This is a genomic window from Actinacidiphila acidipaludis, from assembly GCF_019890725.1.
GTDB lineage: Bacteria > Actinomycetota > Actinomycetes > Streptomycetales > Streptomycetaceae > Actinacidiphila > Actinacidiphila acidipaludis.
Map to the genome: position 1 here is coordinate 17,118 of NZ_JAINZZ010000078.1, position 13,584 is coordinate 30,701.

10 protein-coding genes and 2 pseudogenes are annotated in these 13,584 nt (G+C 73.6%); 6 read left to right on the forward strand and 6 right to left on the reverse strand.

The window, feature by feature from the left end:
• Window positions 1–76: 76 nt before the first annotated feature.
• Window positions 77–988 (reverse strand): LysR family transcriptional regulator, encoded by a 912-nt coding sequence (locus K7862_RS33870; protein ID WP_222969028.1) that lies wholly within the window; start codon window positions 986–988, stop codon window positions 77–79.
• 99 nt (window positions 989–1,087) lie between these two features.
• Here K7862_RS33870 and K7862_RS33875 point away from each other — a divergent pair, with 99 nt between their 5' ends.
• The gene (locus K7862_RS33875; protein ID WP_222969030.1) at window positions 1,088–1,918 is read left to right on the forward strand and encodes an oxidoreductase; all 831 of its coding nucleotides are present in this window, start codon (window positions 1,088–1,090) and stop codon (window positions 1,916–1,918) included.
• A 36-nt stretch (window positions 1,919–1,954) separates the two neighbouring features.
• Here K7862_RS33875 and K7862_RS33880 read toward each other — a convergent pair whose 3' ends face one another.
• Window positions 1,955–2,158, reverse strand: coding sequence for a hypothetical protein (locus K7862_RS33880; RefSeq protein ID WP_222969031.1), 204 nt, complete (start codon window positions 2,156–2,158; stop codon window positions 1,955–1,957).
• Window positions 2,159–2,223: 65 nt separating this feature from the next.
• The gene (locus K7862_RS33885) at window positions 2,224–6,756 is read right to left on the reverse strand and encodes an RHS repeat-associated core domain-containing protein (RefSeq protein ID WP_222969033.1); all 4,533 of its coding nucleotides are present in this window, start codon (window positions 6,754–6,756) and stop codon (window positions 2,224–2,226) included.
• Between the two features lie 383 nt (window positions 6,757–7,139).
• Between K7862_RS33885 and K7862_RS33890 the strand changes: the two are divergent.
• Window positions 7,140–7,352: pseudogene (locus K7862_RS33890) on the forward strand (MFS transporter); the annotation flags it as partial.
• A 110-nt stretch (window positions 7,353–7,462) separates the two neighbouring features.
• Here the strand turns inward: K7862_RS33890 and K7862_RS33895 are convergent.
• Entirely contained in the window at window positions 7,463–8,104 is a 642-nt protein-coding gene (locus K7862_RS33895; protein ID WP_222969035.1) for a hypothetical protein, read from the reverse strand.
• Between the two features lie 192 nt (window positions 8,105–8,296).
• Between K7862_RS33895 and K7862_RS33900 the strand changes: the two genes are divergently transcribed.
• From K7862_RS33900 to K7862_RS33915, 4 genes are all read left to right on the forward strand, one after another.
• Window positions 8,297–9,718, forward strand: coding sequence for a GH1 family beta-glucosidase (locus K7862_RS33900; protein ID WP_222969037.1), 1,422 nt, complete (start codon window positions 8,297–8,299; stop codon window positions 9,716–9,718).
• Between the two features lie 292 nt (window positions 9,719–10,010).
• A complete protein-coding gene (locus K7862_RS33905; protein WP_222969039.1) occupies window positions 10,011–11,249 on the forward strand; it encodes a cytochrome P450 in 1,239 nt (412 codons plus the stop codon).
• Between the two features lie 59 nt (window positions 11,250–11,308).
• On the forward strand, window positions 11,309–11,551 hold the full coding sequence (locus K7862_RS33910; protein ID WP_222969053.1) for a ferredoxin: 243 nt from the start codon (window positions 11,309–11,311) through the stop codon (window positions 11,549–11,551).
• Between the two features lie 375 nt (window positions 11,552–11,926).
• Window positions 11,927–12,757, forward strand: a complete 831-nt coding sequence (locus K7862_RS33915; RefSeq protein WP_222969041.1) for a class I SAM-dependent methyltransferase — start codon at window positions 11,927–11,929, stop codon at window positions 12,755–12,757.
• Here K7862_RS33915 and K7862_RS33920 read toward each other — a convergent pair.
• Complete coding sequence (locus K7862_RS33920) at window positions 12,735–13,172, reverse strand: nitroreductase family deazaflavin-dependent oxidoreductase (protein ID WP_222969043.1); 438 nt, start codon at window positions 13,170–13,172, stop codon at window positions 12,735–12,737. The two genes, K7862_RS33915 and K7862_RS33920, sit on opposite strands and share 23 nt — an antisense overlap.
• A gap of 73 nt (window positions 13,173–13,245) precedes the next feature.
• A pseudogene (locus K7862_RS33925) lies at window positions 13,246–13,584 on the reverse strand (hypothetical protein); the annotation flags it as partial.

Here is a 13,584-nt window from a genome sequence, read left to right on the forward strand (position 1 = left end):
CGGCTGACCTCGCCGCACGGATGAGGTCAGGCGGCTGTGGCTGCCCCGGGGGCGGTCCGCGCGTGCGGGCAGGGGCTCAGCCGCCGGTGGCGCCCTCCACCACCTGCCGGCAGGCGGCCGCGTAGGCCCGGACCAGCGGGCCGGCCGCGTCCCGCCGCCACGCCAGAGCGAACCGGCTCGGCGTGATGCCGCGGACCGGCCGGGTGGTGACACCGCCCAGGGTGACCAGCGGCGCGTTGCCGGCCGCGAGCAGCACCACGCCCAGGCCCGCGGTGAGCGCCTCGTACGTCTCCTCGGCGCCGGCCACTTCGGCCCCGACCCGCGGCGGGCGCCCCTCCCGCGCGTCGGTGGCAAGCCAGTGGTCGCGCAGCGGCCCTGCGGACTCCGGCAGCGCCAGGAAGGGCTCGTCGCGCAGGTCGGCGAAGTCGACGACCGGGCGTCCGGCGAACCGGTGACCGTCGGGCAGGGCCACCAGCCGCGGCTCCTGGGCGACCACCAGATGGCCGTAGCGCTCCTGGTCCGGCAGCGGCAGCCAGACGAACGCCACATCGCTCGCCCCGTCCGACAGCCCCGCCGACGGGTCCTCCCAGCCGACCTGCCGCAGCCGCACCACGGCGCCCGGGCAGGCCGCGGTGAAGCGGGAGCGGACCGCGGGCAGCAGGCCGCCGCGGCCCGGGCTGGTGCTCATGCCCACCACCAGCGTGCTGCGCTGTGCGGCCCTGGCCTCCTCGACCGCGGCCCGGCCGCCGTCCCACGCCTCGAGGATCCGCCGCGCGTGCGGCAGCAGGGCCGTCCCGGCAGCCGTGAGGACCACCCCGTGCCGGTCGCGGACGAACAGCGCGATGCCCAACTGCCGTTCCAGCGAACGGATCTGCTTGCTCAACGCGGGCTGGGAGACATACAGCCGCTCGGCGGCCCGGGTGAAGTGCAGCTCCTCGGCGACGACGGTGAAGTACCGCAGATCCCGCACATGGACGTCCATAACCATCGGCTATCACGATGGGTCTTGGACGGGCAAGCAGCCCCGGCGCGAAGGTGGGATCACGGCGGGCCAACGGCGTCCGCACCTGACCGAACGGGAGTGACGATGAACAAGGTCTGGCTGATCACGGGCGCCGGCAGCGGCTTGGGCCGGGCGATCACCGAGGCCGCGGTCGCCGCGGGCGACGTCGTGGTCGCGGCGACCCGCCGCGTCGGCACCCTCGACGACATCGTGGCCGCCCACCCCGGCCAGGTCGAGGCGCTGCGGCTGGACGTCACGGACGCGGCCCGGATCGACGAGGCGGTGCGCGACGTCGTGGCCCGGCACGGCCGGATCGACGTCCTGGTCAACAATGCGGGCCGCGGCCACGTCGGGGCGTTCGAGGAGACCACGGACGAGGAGCTGCGGTCGCTGTTCGACGTGCACGTGTTCGGGCCCGCGGCCCTGGTGCGGGCGGTGCTGCCGTACATGCGGCAGCGGCGGTCCGGCGCGATCGTGCAGATGAGCAGCATGGGCGGCCGGATGTCCTTCGCGGGCTTCTCGGCGTACAGCGGCACCAAGTTCGCGCTGGAGGGCATGAGCGAGGCGCTGGCCGCGGAGGTCGGGCCGCTGGGCATCAGGACGCTGGTCGTCGAGCCGGGCGCCTTCCGGACGTCGCTGATGGCCAACACGACGGCCAGCGGCGAGGAACTGGCCGACTACGCCGCGACCGTCGGCGCCACCCGGAAGATGGTCGCCGCGGGCGACGAGGGGACGCCGGGCGACCCGGCGAAGGCCGCGGCCGTCATCCTGGCCGCCCTGGACGCCGATCGGACCCCGCTCCACCTTCCCCTCGGTGCCGACGGGGTCGAGGCTGTCACCTGCGCCCTGGACCGCGTCCGCGCCGAGATCGCCCCGTGGACCGCCCGCGCCCGGGCCACCGCCTTCGACGCCTGACGCCATGGCGCCCGGCGCCGCGCAGCGGCAATGGCGTCAGGGGCGGCGTGAGCGCATGGCGAAGAAGACGAAGCCACAGCCGACCAGCACCAGGCCGACGAGGAACCAGCCGGCGGCGTTGCCCCGGGCGGCCAGGAGCACGCCCGGCACCAGCAGGACGGCACCGAGGACGAGGGTGATCACCGCGTTTCTGCGCATGGCCCCGGGGGACCCGTAGATGCGTTCGCCTGCGCGCGTCATGCGTTCTCCTTCAGGGGCCGCCCGCCCGGCACCGTGAGGGTGCCGGGCGGGCACGGGTGCGATCGTCAGCCGTAGAGGCTCTCTGCTGTCTGTCCGGCGTCGTAGGAAGCCGCAAGGCACACGCCCTGGCCCAGCACTTCCGAGGCTCCCGCGGTGGGCACCGCGAAGAATCCGAGTCCGAACTCGCAGAGCGACTCGGCGAAGAGTCCGGCACCCGCTCCGATGACCTTGGCCATCAGCGCATGGGTGTCGCCGTTGGCCGCCGCCTGCAACGCCTCCCCCAGGTCCTGCAGGTCCAGCAGGTCGCCCACTGCGCCGAAGAAGCTCGTGCCGTCGGGGTCGGTGTGGTTGACGGGGTCACCGGCCGCGTAGAGGTAGGGGTTGGTCTCCTTGCCCGAGGGGTCGGGCTGGGTGAAGCGGCCCAGGGACGGGTCGTAGAAGCGGGCCCCGAGGTGGTAGAGCCCGGTCGGGTCCAGGTAGGCGCCGATGTATCCGAAGGGCTGGTCGACGCCGACGCTGCCGCCGCTGCGGGCGTTGCCCGCCGGGTCGTAGGCGTAGGAGTCGACTTTGGTGCCGGTGGTGTCGACCAGACCGAGGACGGAGCCCTGGATGTCGTTGAGGTAGTAGTAGCTCTTGCCCCCGCTGGTCATACCGATGAGCGTGCCCGCGGGGTCGCGGATCACTCCGATGCTGCCGGCCGCCGTGGTGATGCCGGCCAGGCCCTCGGGGCCGGTCGAGAACGTGGTGGCGCCCTGGGACAGGCGGTCGGAGGAGTCGGTGCCGGCGAAGGTCTGCGCGGTGGCCGTGCCGCCGGTGGTCAGGGACGTGGGCTGGCCGAACGCGTTGTAGGTCTCGGAGCTGCGGGGGGTCGCGGAGGCCGCGGCGGTCTCGTTGCCGGCCGCGTCGTAGGACCAGCCGGAGCTCGAACCGTTCTTCGCGGTCAGTTCACTCGCGTCGTTGTGGCTGTACGACGTCAGGCCGCTGCCGGCGGAGCAGGAGGAGGCGCTGGTGGAGGTCGCCGTGAGGTTCCCCGCGTCGTCGTGGCAGTACAGCCAGCCGGCCTCGCGGCTGCCGCTGCCGCTGTCCTGCTCGGCGTAGCTCAGGCGGCTCTGGCTGTCGTAGGTGTAGGTGATGACGGAGCCGGTGACCGGGTCGGTGCGGGTCTGGATCTGGTCGGTGTCGGCGCCGCCGGCGGTCTTGTAGCTGTACGTGAAGTCGGTCAGCGTCGTGCTGCCGTGGACGGCCTTGACGCCCGTGGGACGGTCGGAGGCGTCCCAGGTGGCGGTCTGCGTGGTGCCGCCCGGGTACGTGGTGGTGGTGCGGTTGCCGTCGTCGTCGTAGGCGAAGGTGGTCGGGGCGCCCGAGGGGTCGGTGAGGGTGACGAGCTGGTTGCCCGCGTTGTCGTCGTAGGTCGTGGTGCCGAACGGGCCGGACAGGGTGTGCAGGTTGCCGGCCGGGTCGTAGCCCTGGGTGTAGACGGCCCCGCCGGGCAGCGAGCGGGTGGCCTCGCGGCCGAGCGCGTCGTAGGTGTAGGTGATGGTGCCGGAGGCGTCGGTCTGGGTCTGCAGGCCGCCGTCGCGGTAGTAGGTGTAGGTCACGGTCTGGGCCGGGGTGCCGCCTGCGGAGGTGGTGACCTGCTCGATGCGGTCGTGGTCGTCGTAGGTGTAGGTCGTCGTGACGCCGCGTCCGTCGGTGACGGTCTGCTGGCGGCCGAGGTCGTCGTAGGTGTAGGTGGTGGCGCCCAGGGGGGCGGGCGGGGTGGCCTTGATCAGGTTGCCGCCGGCGTCGTAGGTGTAGTCGGTGGTGTTGCCGTCGGCGTCGGTGGAGCTGCATCGCTGGCCGGAGAAGCCGCCGCAGTCGGTCGAACCGTCGCCCTGGTAGGTGTAGTGCAGCGCCGCGCCGCCGGTCTTGCCGCCGGTGGTGTCCTGGGACTGCGTCAGGTTGCCGTCGGTGTCGTACAGGAAGCTGGTCTGCCGTCCCGAGGGGTCGGTGAGCGACGGCGGCAGGTAGGCGCCGGCGTGCTGGGTGTACGTGCCGGTCGACGTCGTCGCGCCGGTGGGCAGCTGGGCGGAGGTGGGGTTGTCGTTGCTGTCCCAGCCGTAGGTGGTGGTGTCGGCGGTGCCCGTGCCCAGGGCGCTGACGGCGGTCAGCTGGTCGTGGTTGGCGTTGAACGTCGAGGAGCGGGTGTGGTTCAGCGCGTCGACGACCTTGGTGACGTCCCCCGACCCGTCCACGGTGTACACCGTCTTGTGGATGTTGGGGTCGGTGACGGTCGTGGTCCCCGCCGTGGCGCGGGTCGATGCCGAGTAGGCGTAGGTCCAGGTGTCGCCGGCGCCGGTGGCAGGGTCGGTGACGCGGGTCATCGACGTGACACGGTCCTGCGTGTCGTAGCCGAATGTCGTCACGTGGCCGTCCGCAGTGGTGATCCGGCCGATCCGGCCCGAGGTGTCGTAGCCGAAGACCGTGGGCGCGCCGGTGGTGTCGGTGACCGTCAGCTTCGCGGTGCCCGCCGAGACGGCTCCGGTGGTGACGTAGCCGACCGTGCGGCCGGAGTTGTCGGTGGCGGTCAGGTGCTGGGCGTCCGCGCCGCGGGCCAGTGAGATCCACCGGCCGGAGCGGGAGTCGGTGGCCTTGAAGCCGGTGACCGCGCCGGACACGACGGTCTGCGCGACGGTGATCTTGTCGCCGTTGCGGTCGGTGACGGCGGTCAGGTTGCCGGCGGCGTTGTAGGTGTCCTTCGATCCGTTGTTGGTGTGGTTCAGCGTGTAGGTGCCGTCGCTGTTCTTGGCCAGCGTGGCGTGGTAGCCGGCTGCCGGGCCGTAGGTGCCGTCGCTGTTCTGCTTGAACGTCAGCAGTTCCCCGCCGGGGCCGAAGGAGGTGGCCTGGGCGGACGCCACCGTCAGGGTGCGGTCGAAGTCCGCGTACCAGTGGCTGCCGATCGAGCCGGTGGGCATCGGGAAGGAGGACGCCGAGCGGGTCAGCCGCAGGCTCTGGCCGACCGCGGCCACGTCCAGGTCGGTGGCGTCGAGGACGAGGTCGCCGTTGGACAGGTTCGGGCCGCCCACCAGCGAGTCGTCGAACCGGACACGGCCATAGGTCTCCCAGGGGATGTCGCCCTGGTCGTGGGGGGTGGGGAAGTAGTTCACCGACAGGGTGGGATTGGTCGAGACGCGTTTGAAGGCCATCTTGTCGGTCTCGGAGTCCCCGTGCAGCATCAGGGTGAGGGTGCCGTCGCCGTCGTCGGCCACCGCGCGGGTGGCGTCCTCGGTGAAGGGGACCGAGGTGGCGCAGCCGCCGCTGGCGTTCGCGCCGCCGACCGTCGTGGACGTGTTGTTGTCGGCGAAACGGGACGGCTGCGCGTTCCACGTGGTCGCCGAGGAGATGTGGTCCACGTTGGTCAGGTCCACCGCGTACTTGGTGGTGCACGACCAGTCCGAGGAGTACACCTCGGCCGCATCGAGCGTGGCGGAGTGCACGTCGCCGGTGGTGACGTCCTTGCCGAGCGTGAACTGGTAGTAGGCCCGCTCGATGCCCGTGACGCTCGCGAAGCCCTGGTAGCCGACGCCGAGTTGGGCTCCGGCCTCGTTCCAGTGCGAGGTGCCGGGGTACGCCTGCTGGACGTAGGTGAACGCGGGGTGCGACTCGGTCACCGGCTCCCACGACGGGTCCACGTAGACCGGGAAGCGGGTCGAGGAGGAGGCCAGCATGGCCGCGTCGGGCGTCAGCGAGATGCTGCCGTCGCCGACGGACACCTTCACCGGCGCGGTCTTGACTCCCGGGGTCGCCGCGGTCGCCGTGCCGGCGGCGGGCGCGGCGTTGCCGGCCATCGTGCGCCCGGCGCCGGCGGCCGCGGTGCCGGCCGCCGGGGTGTCCCACATGACGGGGGCGGCGGCGTGGAAGGCCAGGCCGCCGCCGGGGGCGGTGGCTGACAGGTTCCCGTGCGCGTCGGCGGCCAGCTGCACGCCGTCGGTGGTGGTGGCCATCGTCAGTTCCGCCAGACCCGGGTCCTGGGCGGCCTGCGCGTTCTTGACGACCAGCAGGTCGGTGAACCCGCCGAGGGTGTCAGCGGTGACCTGCAGGTCGACGCCGGGCAGCACCTCCGGGTAGGTGGCGGTCGCGCCCGAGACGGTGGGGGCCGGCAGGGAGGTCGGCCAGGACACCGAGATACGGCGGCCGGCGTCACCGGCCACCGCCAGCGGACCCGTCCCCCCGCCGGACAGCGTGAGCGGCGACGGCGTGGTCCGGGGCGAGAGGGAGCCGTCGGCACGGCGGGTGAGCGTGGCGTTCACCGGGGCCCAGGACCCGTCGGACCGCCGGACGCGCACCGGCAACGGCGAGAGGGTCTCGGTGAACGAGCCGTTCGGCTGGGCGGTCAGCGTCGAGGTCGGCGTGGTCGCCGACGCCACCGGCACCGGGGCGCCCGCCGCGGCCGCCCGCGCGGACGCCAGATCGGCTGCCGACGCCGACGCGCTGGACGCCACCGGCCGGTTCGCACCCGCCGGAACGGCAGGCGCGGCGAGGCTGCCGGACGAGTGCGCGGGGGCGGCGGACGCCACTCCCAGCGGCAGCAGCGCCCCCACCACCGCCAACGATGTCACCGCCGCGGCGTGCGGCAGTGATGCGAGACGGCCGCGCGCCCTGCGCACGGCCGAGGTTCGTGAAGTCACGTGTCCCCCCGTCGATATGAGCCCCCGTCAGCTCCTGCTGGTGACGTGAGCGGCACAACAGTGCAGTGGATCCCGGCCGAAGGCACGGGCTGCAGAGGACGGAAGGAGCGTGAGAAGGATCGCAGACGTGAAGCCGGTGGACGGGGGAAGGCTTGGCCGAATGATCGCCGCCGGGCCGCCGCGCGCCTGCCCAGGTCGCAGGGGTGCCCGCGGTACCGATCAAGCGGAACTCGCAGATTCGCTTGGGGAGGGATCCGACGGGGCGTCAGATGCGCAGGGGCCTGCAGATGTTGTCCTCGGTGTCCTCCAGCGCGCGGGACCGGGTACTGCTCGGCCTGGCGCTGCGCCCGGCCGTCGGGAACATCGCCTTCCTCGCCGTGGAGACCGTCCTCACCCTCTTCGCGCACGAACGCCTCGGCATCGGCACCTACGGCTTCGGCGTGCTCCTGACCGCCGAGGCCACCGGCGGACTGCTCGGTACGGGCATCGCCTCCGCCCTCGGCCGGCGGCTCGGCACCGGCACCGCACCTCTCGGGGCCTTCCTCGGCGGCTGGCTCGCCACCGCCTACGGCATCCGGGCCGGGCAGCAGGTGCCGAGCCCGGCGCGGGCAGCCCGGACAGGGCCCCGTGTCGGGCTCTACTGCCCGCCGAGCCGGGCGTACTGCGCTTTCATCAGCGCGACCACCATGCCCTTCGACGGCGCCGCGGGACTCCACACGCGCACGTAGACGAAGAGCCGCCCGTCGTACGCGGCGACCTTCGCGGAGCTGTTGCCGCGCGAGTCCGGCTGGGGCAGCAGCTCGCCCGTGCCGTGCACCGCGGTGTCGGGGAACGTCGTGGCGGGCTTCGCCGCGCTCTTCCAGTTCGCGGTGGTGCTCAGGTACATGCTGCGGGCGCCCTCCTCGGAGTCGAACTCGACCAGCCAGATGTCGGACTGGGTCCCGTCGGAGTTGACCCACCCGGCCCGGGCGGAGGTCGAGAAGCCCCTTCCCAGGGTGCGCGAGCGCGAGGCCGCACGGCCCTGCGCCGCGTAGAAGTTGTCGACGAAGCCGTCGATGTCCATGACGCCGGTCTTGTCGCTCGGCCAGGCGGTGGCGCCCGCCGGCTCGGGAAGCAGCTTCGACAGCAGCGACGCGTGCGTCGCGGACGACGCAGCGGGCCGCGCTCTCCTGCCGATCGCGCCGACGGAGGAGTGGCCGGACCCAGCCGTCCACGAACACCCCGCCACCACCGGGGCGAGCGCCAGCACCAACACCGCGGGCGCCACCGTCCTACGCATTCGGGTCCCCCCCAAAGGTGCCACGGGCCACGCGCCGCGCCGGCCCGCCGCTTCCACCATGACGACCGCCCCATGATCCCGCATGACGTCGGGCGCTGTCCCCTGCGTTCCCGCCGCCTCGCGCACCGCCCCTGGTCAGCGGTGACGTAGCCTGGGCCGCCGCGAGGACCGTTCACCCCCAGGAGCCGCCCCATGACGTCCGCCCCCGCCCCGCGCTTCCCGCGCGGCTTCCGGTTCGGCGCCGCCACCGCCGCCTACCAGATCGAAGGCGCCACCGCCGAGGACGGCCGCGGCGTCAGCATCTGGGACACCTACTCCCACACCCCCGGCGCCACCGCCGAGGGCGCCACCGGCGACGTGGCCTGCGACCACTACCACCGCTACCGCGAAGACGTGGCGCTCCTGCGTGAACTGGGCGCCGACACCTACCGCTTCTCCATCGCCTGGCCGCGGATCGTCCCCGAGGGCACCGGCCGGGTCAACCCGGCCGGCCTGGACTTCTACGACCGCCTCGTCGACGAACTCCTCGCCGCCGGCATCGAACCGGCCCCCACCCTCTACCACTGGGACCTGCCCCAGGCCCTGGAGGACACCGGCGGCTGGCGCGTGCGCGGCACCGCCGAGGCCTTCGCCGACTACGCGGCCGTCGTCGCCGAACGCCTCGCCGACCGCGCCGGGCGCTGGATGACCCTCAACGAACCGTTCTGCACCGCGTTCGTCGGTCACGCCATCGGCCGCCACGCGCCCGGCACCCGCGAAGGCAACGGCGCCCTGGCCGTCGTGCACCACCTGCTCGTCGGGCACGGCCTGGCCGTCGACGCGCTGCGCGCCGCGGGGGCCCGCGAGGTCGGCATCGCCCTCAACCCCGACCGTCTCCTGCCGGCGACCGGCTCGGCGGCGGACGCCGAAGCGGTGGCGCGCGCCGAGATCCTCCACAACCGCTGCTGGTTCGACCCGATCTTCCTGGGCCGCTACCCCGACGGCGAGAAGGAGGTCTGGGGCGACATCAGCGACTTCTCCTTCCGCCGTGACGGCGACCTGGAACTCGCCTCCCGCCCACTGGACTTCTGCGGCGTCAACTACTACCGGCCCATCACCGTCGCCGACGCCCCCTGGCGCGAGAGCGACCCGGCACGGCGCACCGCCGTCGACATCCGGGCCGAGGAGACCTGGGGCGACGACTCCGTCCGCCGCACCACCATGGACTGGCCGGTGGTCCCTTCCTCCTTCCGCGACCTGCTCGTCGACCTCACCCGCCGCTACCCCGGCCTGCCGCCCATCGTCATCACCGAGAACGGCTCCGCCGAAGCCGACGTCGCCGACGACGACGGCACCGTCCACGACAGCGACCGCGTCCACTACCTGCGCGACCACCTCGACGCCCTGGCCCAGGCCGTCGCCGAAGGGGTGGACGTACGCGCCTACTACGTGTGGTCCCTGCTCGACAACTTCGAGTGGGCCTTCGGCTACGACCGCCGTTTCGGCATCGTCCGCGTCGACTACGACACGCTCCAGCGCACACCCAAGGACAGCTACCGCTGGTACCGCGACTTCATCGCGGCCGAACGGGCCGCGCACACCGGCCCGTTGCCGCAGGCCGGCCCGGCCAGCTGAGACGCAGAAGGGCTCCCCGGGCAGGCGGACCCCGGCCGCCCCCGACCGCCACTCCCCCGGCGTCGGCGGCGATCCCGGCCGGGGGGCGGCGGTCACAGCGGTCACAGCGGTCACAGCGGTCACGGCGGGGGTGCCCGAACGGCGCGAAACCGCCCTACCGATCGGCACGGAGGGTGAACTACCGTGAACCTGGAGTTAGTTGCCCCTGTCATCTAGTGTCTGGGGCATCTACCTCCCGCGTCTCGGGTACCTCTTCGGCACCTTCCGTACTGCCCCGGAGGAGAGTCCGTCCATGGTCAGCGCCACGCACGCGTCCCAGCGCGCGCCCCTCACCGTTCCCGCGGCCCGCGGGGGCTGCCCCTTCGATCCGCCGCCCGCCTACGAACAGGCCCGCCAGGAACGGGCGCTGGCCCGCGTCCGGCTGTGGGACGGCTCGCCCTGCTGGATGGCCACCCGCCACGCGGACATCCGCGCGGTCCTGCGCGACCGGCGCTTCAGCGCCGACGCGACCCGCCCGGGCTTCCCGTTCCTGTCCGCGGGCCGGCAGGCCCTGACCCTCGACCGCCCCACCTTCATCCGGATGGACGACCCCGAGCACGCCCGGCTGCGCAGGATGCTCACCGCCGACTTCATGATCCGCAAGGTGGCCGCGCTGCGCCCGGCGGTGCGGGCGCTGGCCGACGACCTGCTCGACCGGATGACGGCCCGCCCCGAGCGCACCGCGGACCTGGTCGCGGACTTCGCGCTGCCGCTGCCGTCGGTCGTCATCTGCCTGCTGCTGGGCGTCCCGTACTCCGAGCACGCGTTCTTCCAGCGGTGCGGCAGCACCATGCTGCGCACCGACGCGACGCCCGAGGAGGTGCGGACCGCCCAGAGCCAGCTGCTGGAGTTCCTTGCGGGGCTGGCGGCCGCCAAGCGGTCGGCGCCGGACGACGGGATCATCAGCCGGCTGGTGGCGCAGAACGAACTCGACGACGACGACATCGCCTCGATGGGCCGGCTGCTGCTGGTGGCCGGGCACGAGACCACGGCCAACATGACGTCGCTGTCGGTGCTGGCGCTGCTGCGCGATCCGCAGGCGGCCGCGCGGTTGCGGGAGGCGGCCCGCCAGGACGCGGCGGGCGACGGGACGGCGCTGGACACCGCCGTCGAGGAGCTGCTGCGGTATCTGACGGTCGTGCAGAGCGGGCTGGCGCGGATCGCCGTGGAGGACGTGGAGGTGGGCGGCGCACTGGTCCGGGCCGGCGAGGGGGTGCTGTGCATGCTGGGCGCGGGCAACCGGGACCAGGACGCCTTCCCCGACGGCGGCCGCCTGGACCTGCAACGGCCCGACGCGCGGCGGCATGTGGCCTTCGGGTTCGGCGTCCACCAGTGCCTGGGCCAGCCGCTGGCCCGGCTGGAGCTGCGGGTCGCGTTGCCGGCGGTGCTGGACCGGCTGCCGGACCTGCGTCTGGCGGTGCCGTTCGAGGATCTGCGGTTCCGGCACGAGATGGCCGTCTACGGCGTCCACGAGCTGCCGGTGGCCTGGTGAGCGCCGGCCGGCGGCCCGGCGCTGCCGGGTCCGACGCCGCGACCGGCCCGGACCGGCCCCTGCGGGTGGCCGTCGACCAGGACCGGTGCTGCGGCTCGGGGATGTGCGTCCTGACCGCGCCCGGGGTCTTCGACCAGCGTGACGAGGACGGCATCGTGGTGCTGCTGGACGAGCGGCCGCACGCGGAGCTGTGGCGGCAGGTCCGCGACGCGGAGTCCGGCTGCCCGTCGCAGGCGATCGAGGTGTCCGAGGAGTGCCAGGAGGGCGAGGTGTCCCAGGTGTCCGAGGAGTGTGAGGAGTAGCGCACGAACGGCGCGACGCCCTGCCGAACCGGCCGGCACCCGGGACTGTGTGCGGCCGCCACCGTGTGCCGGGTCGGGGCCGGCCGGCCGTCCCGGGTTCCGGGCCGGCTGGTGCTGCCGGGCGAGCCGGTCGAAGAAGCGGGTCCGGGCGAACTGCGCGCCGGGACCCGGCATGAGCGTGTCCTGATGGAGCTGGGCGCCGTAGTACGTCGCCCGCGGGTCCGCGACGACCTCGCGCGGGTCGCCGGCGGCGGCCAGTGCCTCGCGGATGAGCTGGGCCTGCTGGAACGCCTCCGGGCCCGGGTGCCGCGCCCCCCGCGCCCGGGACCGTGATCTACTTCCGTCCGGACGTCCGACCCGACGGAGGCACCCGCCATGGCCACCCCCTCCCCCTCCACCCCGGACCGCGCGGCCTCCTTCGGGCTGGTCGCCGAGGAGTACGGCCGGCTCCGTCCGGCCCCGCAGGACGAGGCGATCGACTGGATGCTGCCGCAGCAGGCGTCCGCCGTCCTCGACCTGGCCGCCGGCGCCGGAACCCTCACCGCGCTGCTGCCGCCCCGCGTCCGGCAGGTGCACGCGGTCGAACCGGACGGCCGGATGCGCGCCGTGCTCGCCGAACGCCTCCCGGACGCCGACGTCCGGGCCGGCACCGCGGAAGCGATCCCGCTGCCGGACGCGTCCGTCGACGCGGTGATCGTCGCCTCCGCCTGGCACTGGTTCGACACCGACCGGGCCGTCCCGGAGATCGCCCGCGTGCTGCGGCCCGGCGGCCGGCTGGGCGTCGTCTGGAACAGCATCGACCGCCGCGTCGGCTGGGTGGACCGCTGGTCCGGCAGCCTCGGCGGCCACGGCGGCCAGCCCGCCCCCCAGGGCCGCTTCGCCCGCCGCGGCGAGCTGCTGCGCACCGCGCTGGAGACACCCGACTCGCCCTTCGGCGCGCTGGAGCACGCCGACTTCACCACCACCCGCCGCACCACCCCGGCCGAGACGGCGGCGCTGCTCGGCACCTACAGCCGCGTCATCCTGCTGCCCGAACAGCAGCGCCGAGAGCTGCTGGCCCGAGCCCTGGACACGCTCTGCGCGGAGCTCGGCATCGGCCCGGACGACCCCTTCGACCTCCCCTTCCACGCCGCCACCTGGCGGACGGCACGCCGCTGGCGCCCTGCCCGCACCGTGAACGGGATCAGTGCGCCCGGGCCCGGGTGAGTTCCAGGACGGGGATCGTGCGGATTCCCGCGGTCTTCTGCGCGTACTCGGCGAAGCCCGGGTAGCGCCGGGCCTGCTCGGCGTAGACGCGGTCGCGTTCGGCGCCGGGCAGCTCGCGGACCGTCACCCGGTAGGCGTCGCTGCCGCGTTCGACGCTCCCGTCGCCGGCCGCGGTCAGATTGCCGTACCAGTCCGGGTTGGTGGGTGCGCCGCCCTTGCTGGCGAAGACGTAGACGATGTCCGGGTCGCTCTCGTGCGGAAGGTACATCACCGGGGCGACGTACTCCTGCCCGCTTCTGCGGCCGAGGTGGTGCAGCAGGACGAGCGGCGCGCCCTGGAAGACACCGCCGACCCGGCCCTGGTTCGCCCGGAACTCGGCGATGATCTGGGCATTCCAGTCCTGCGCGTCGCTCATGTCGAACTCCCTGTGTCCACGAACCCGGGCATGCGTCGGCACCAACAATGGCAGGTCCCGCGGGGCGCCGCCGTCACGGCCGCTGCGCCGCGGCCGCCTCCTGGATGTCCGCTCCGGCGTGGGTCATCAGCTCGCCGAGGTCGGCTGGGTCCGTCCTGGGGGCGTCGGAACTCGTGACGGACCGGGTCACCCAGTCCGCCGCGGCGACGGCGGTGGCCACCGCCTCGTCCTGCCGGCCGTCGGAGAGGAGGACCTCGATGCGGTAGCCGAGTCCGGACAGCGTGTCCGCGTTCGTCTGCGGGACGAGGACATCGCGCAGTCCCTCAGGGTAAGGCTCGCGGGTGCGGGAGATCCGCAGCGCCTCGACGACCGCCGGGACCTCGCTGCAGCTGTCCAGGAGCGCGAGCAGGAC

Coding starts and splice junctions, on each gene's coding strand:
- K7862_RS33870 (WP_222969028.1), bottom strand. CDS start 988: ATGGTTATGGACGTCCATGTGCGGGATCTGCGGTACTTCACCGTCGTC.
- K7862_RS33875 (WP_222969030.1), top strand. CDS start 1,088: ATGAACAAGGTCTGGCTGATCACGGGCGCCGGCAGCGGCTTGGGCCGG.
- K7862_RS33880 (WP_222969031.1), bottom strand. CDS start 2,158: ATGACGCGCGCAGGCGAACGCATCTACGGGTCCCCCGGGGCCATGCGC.
- K7862_RS33895 (WP_222969035.1), bottom strand. CDS start 8,104: ATGCGTAGGACGGTGGCGCCCGCGGTGTTGGTGCTGGCGCTCGCCCCG.
- K7862_RS33900 (WP_222969037.1), top strand. CDS start 8,297: ATGACGTCCGCCCCCGCCCCGCGCTTCCCGCGCGGCTTCCGGTTCGGC.
- K7862_RS33905 (WP_222969039.1), top strand. CDS start 10,011: ATGGTCAGCGCCACGCACGCGTCCCAGCGCGCGCCCCTCACCGTTCCC.
- K7862_RS33915 (WP_222969041.1), top strand. CDS start 11,927: ATGGCCACCCCCTCCCCCTCCACCCCGGACCGCGCGGCCTCCTTCGGG.
- K7862_RS33920 (WP_222969043.1), bottom strand. CDS start 13,172: ATGAGCGACGCGCAGGACTGGAATGCCCAGATCATCGCCGAGTTCCGG.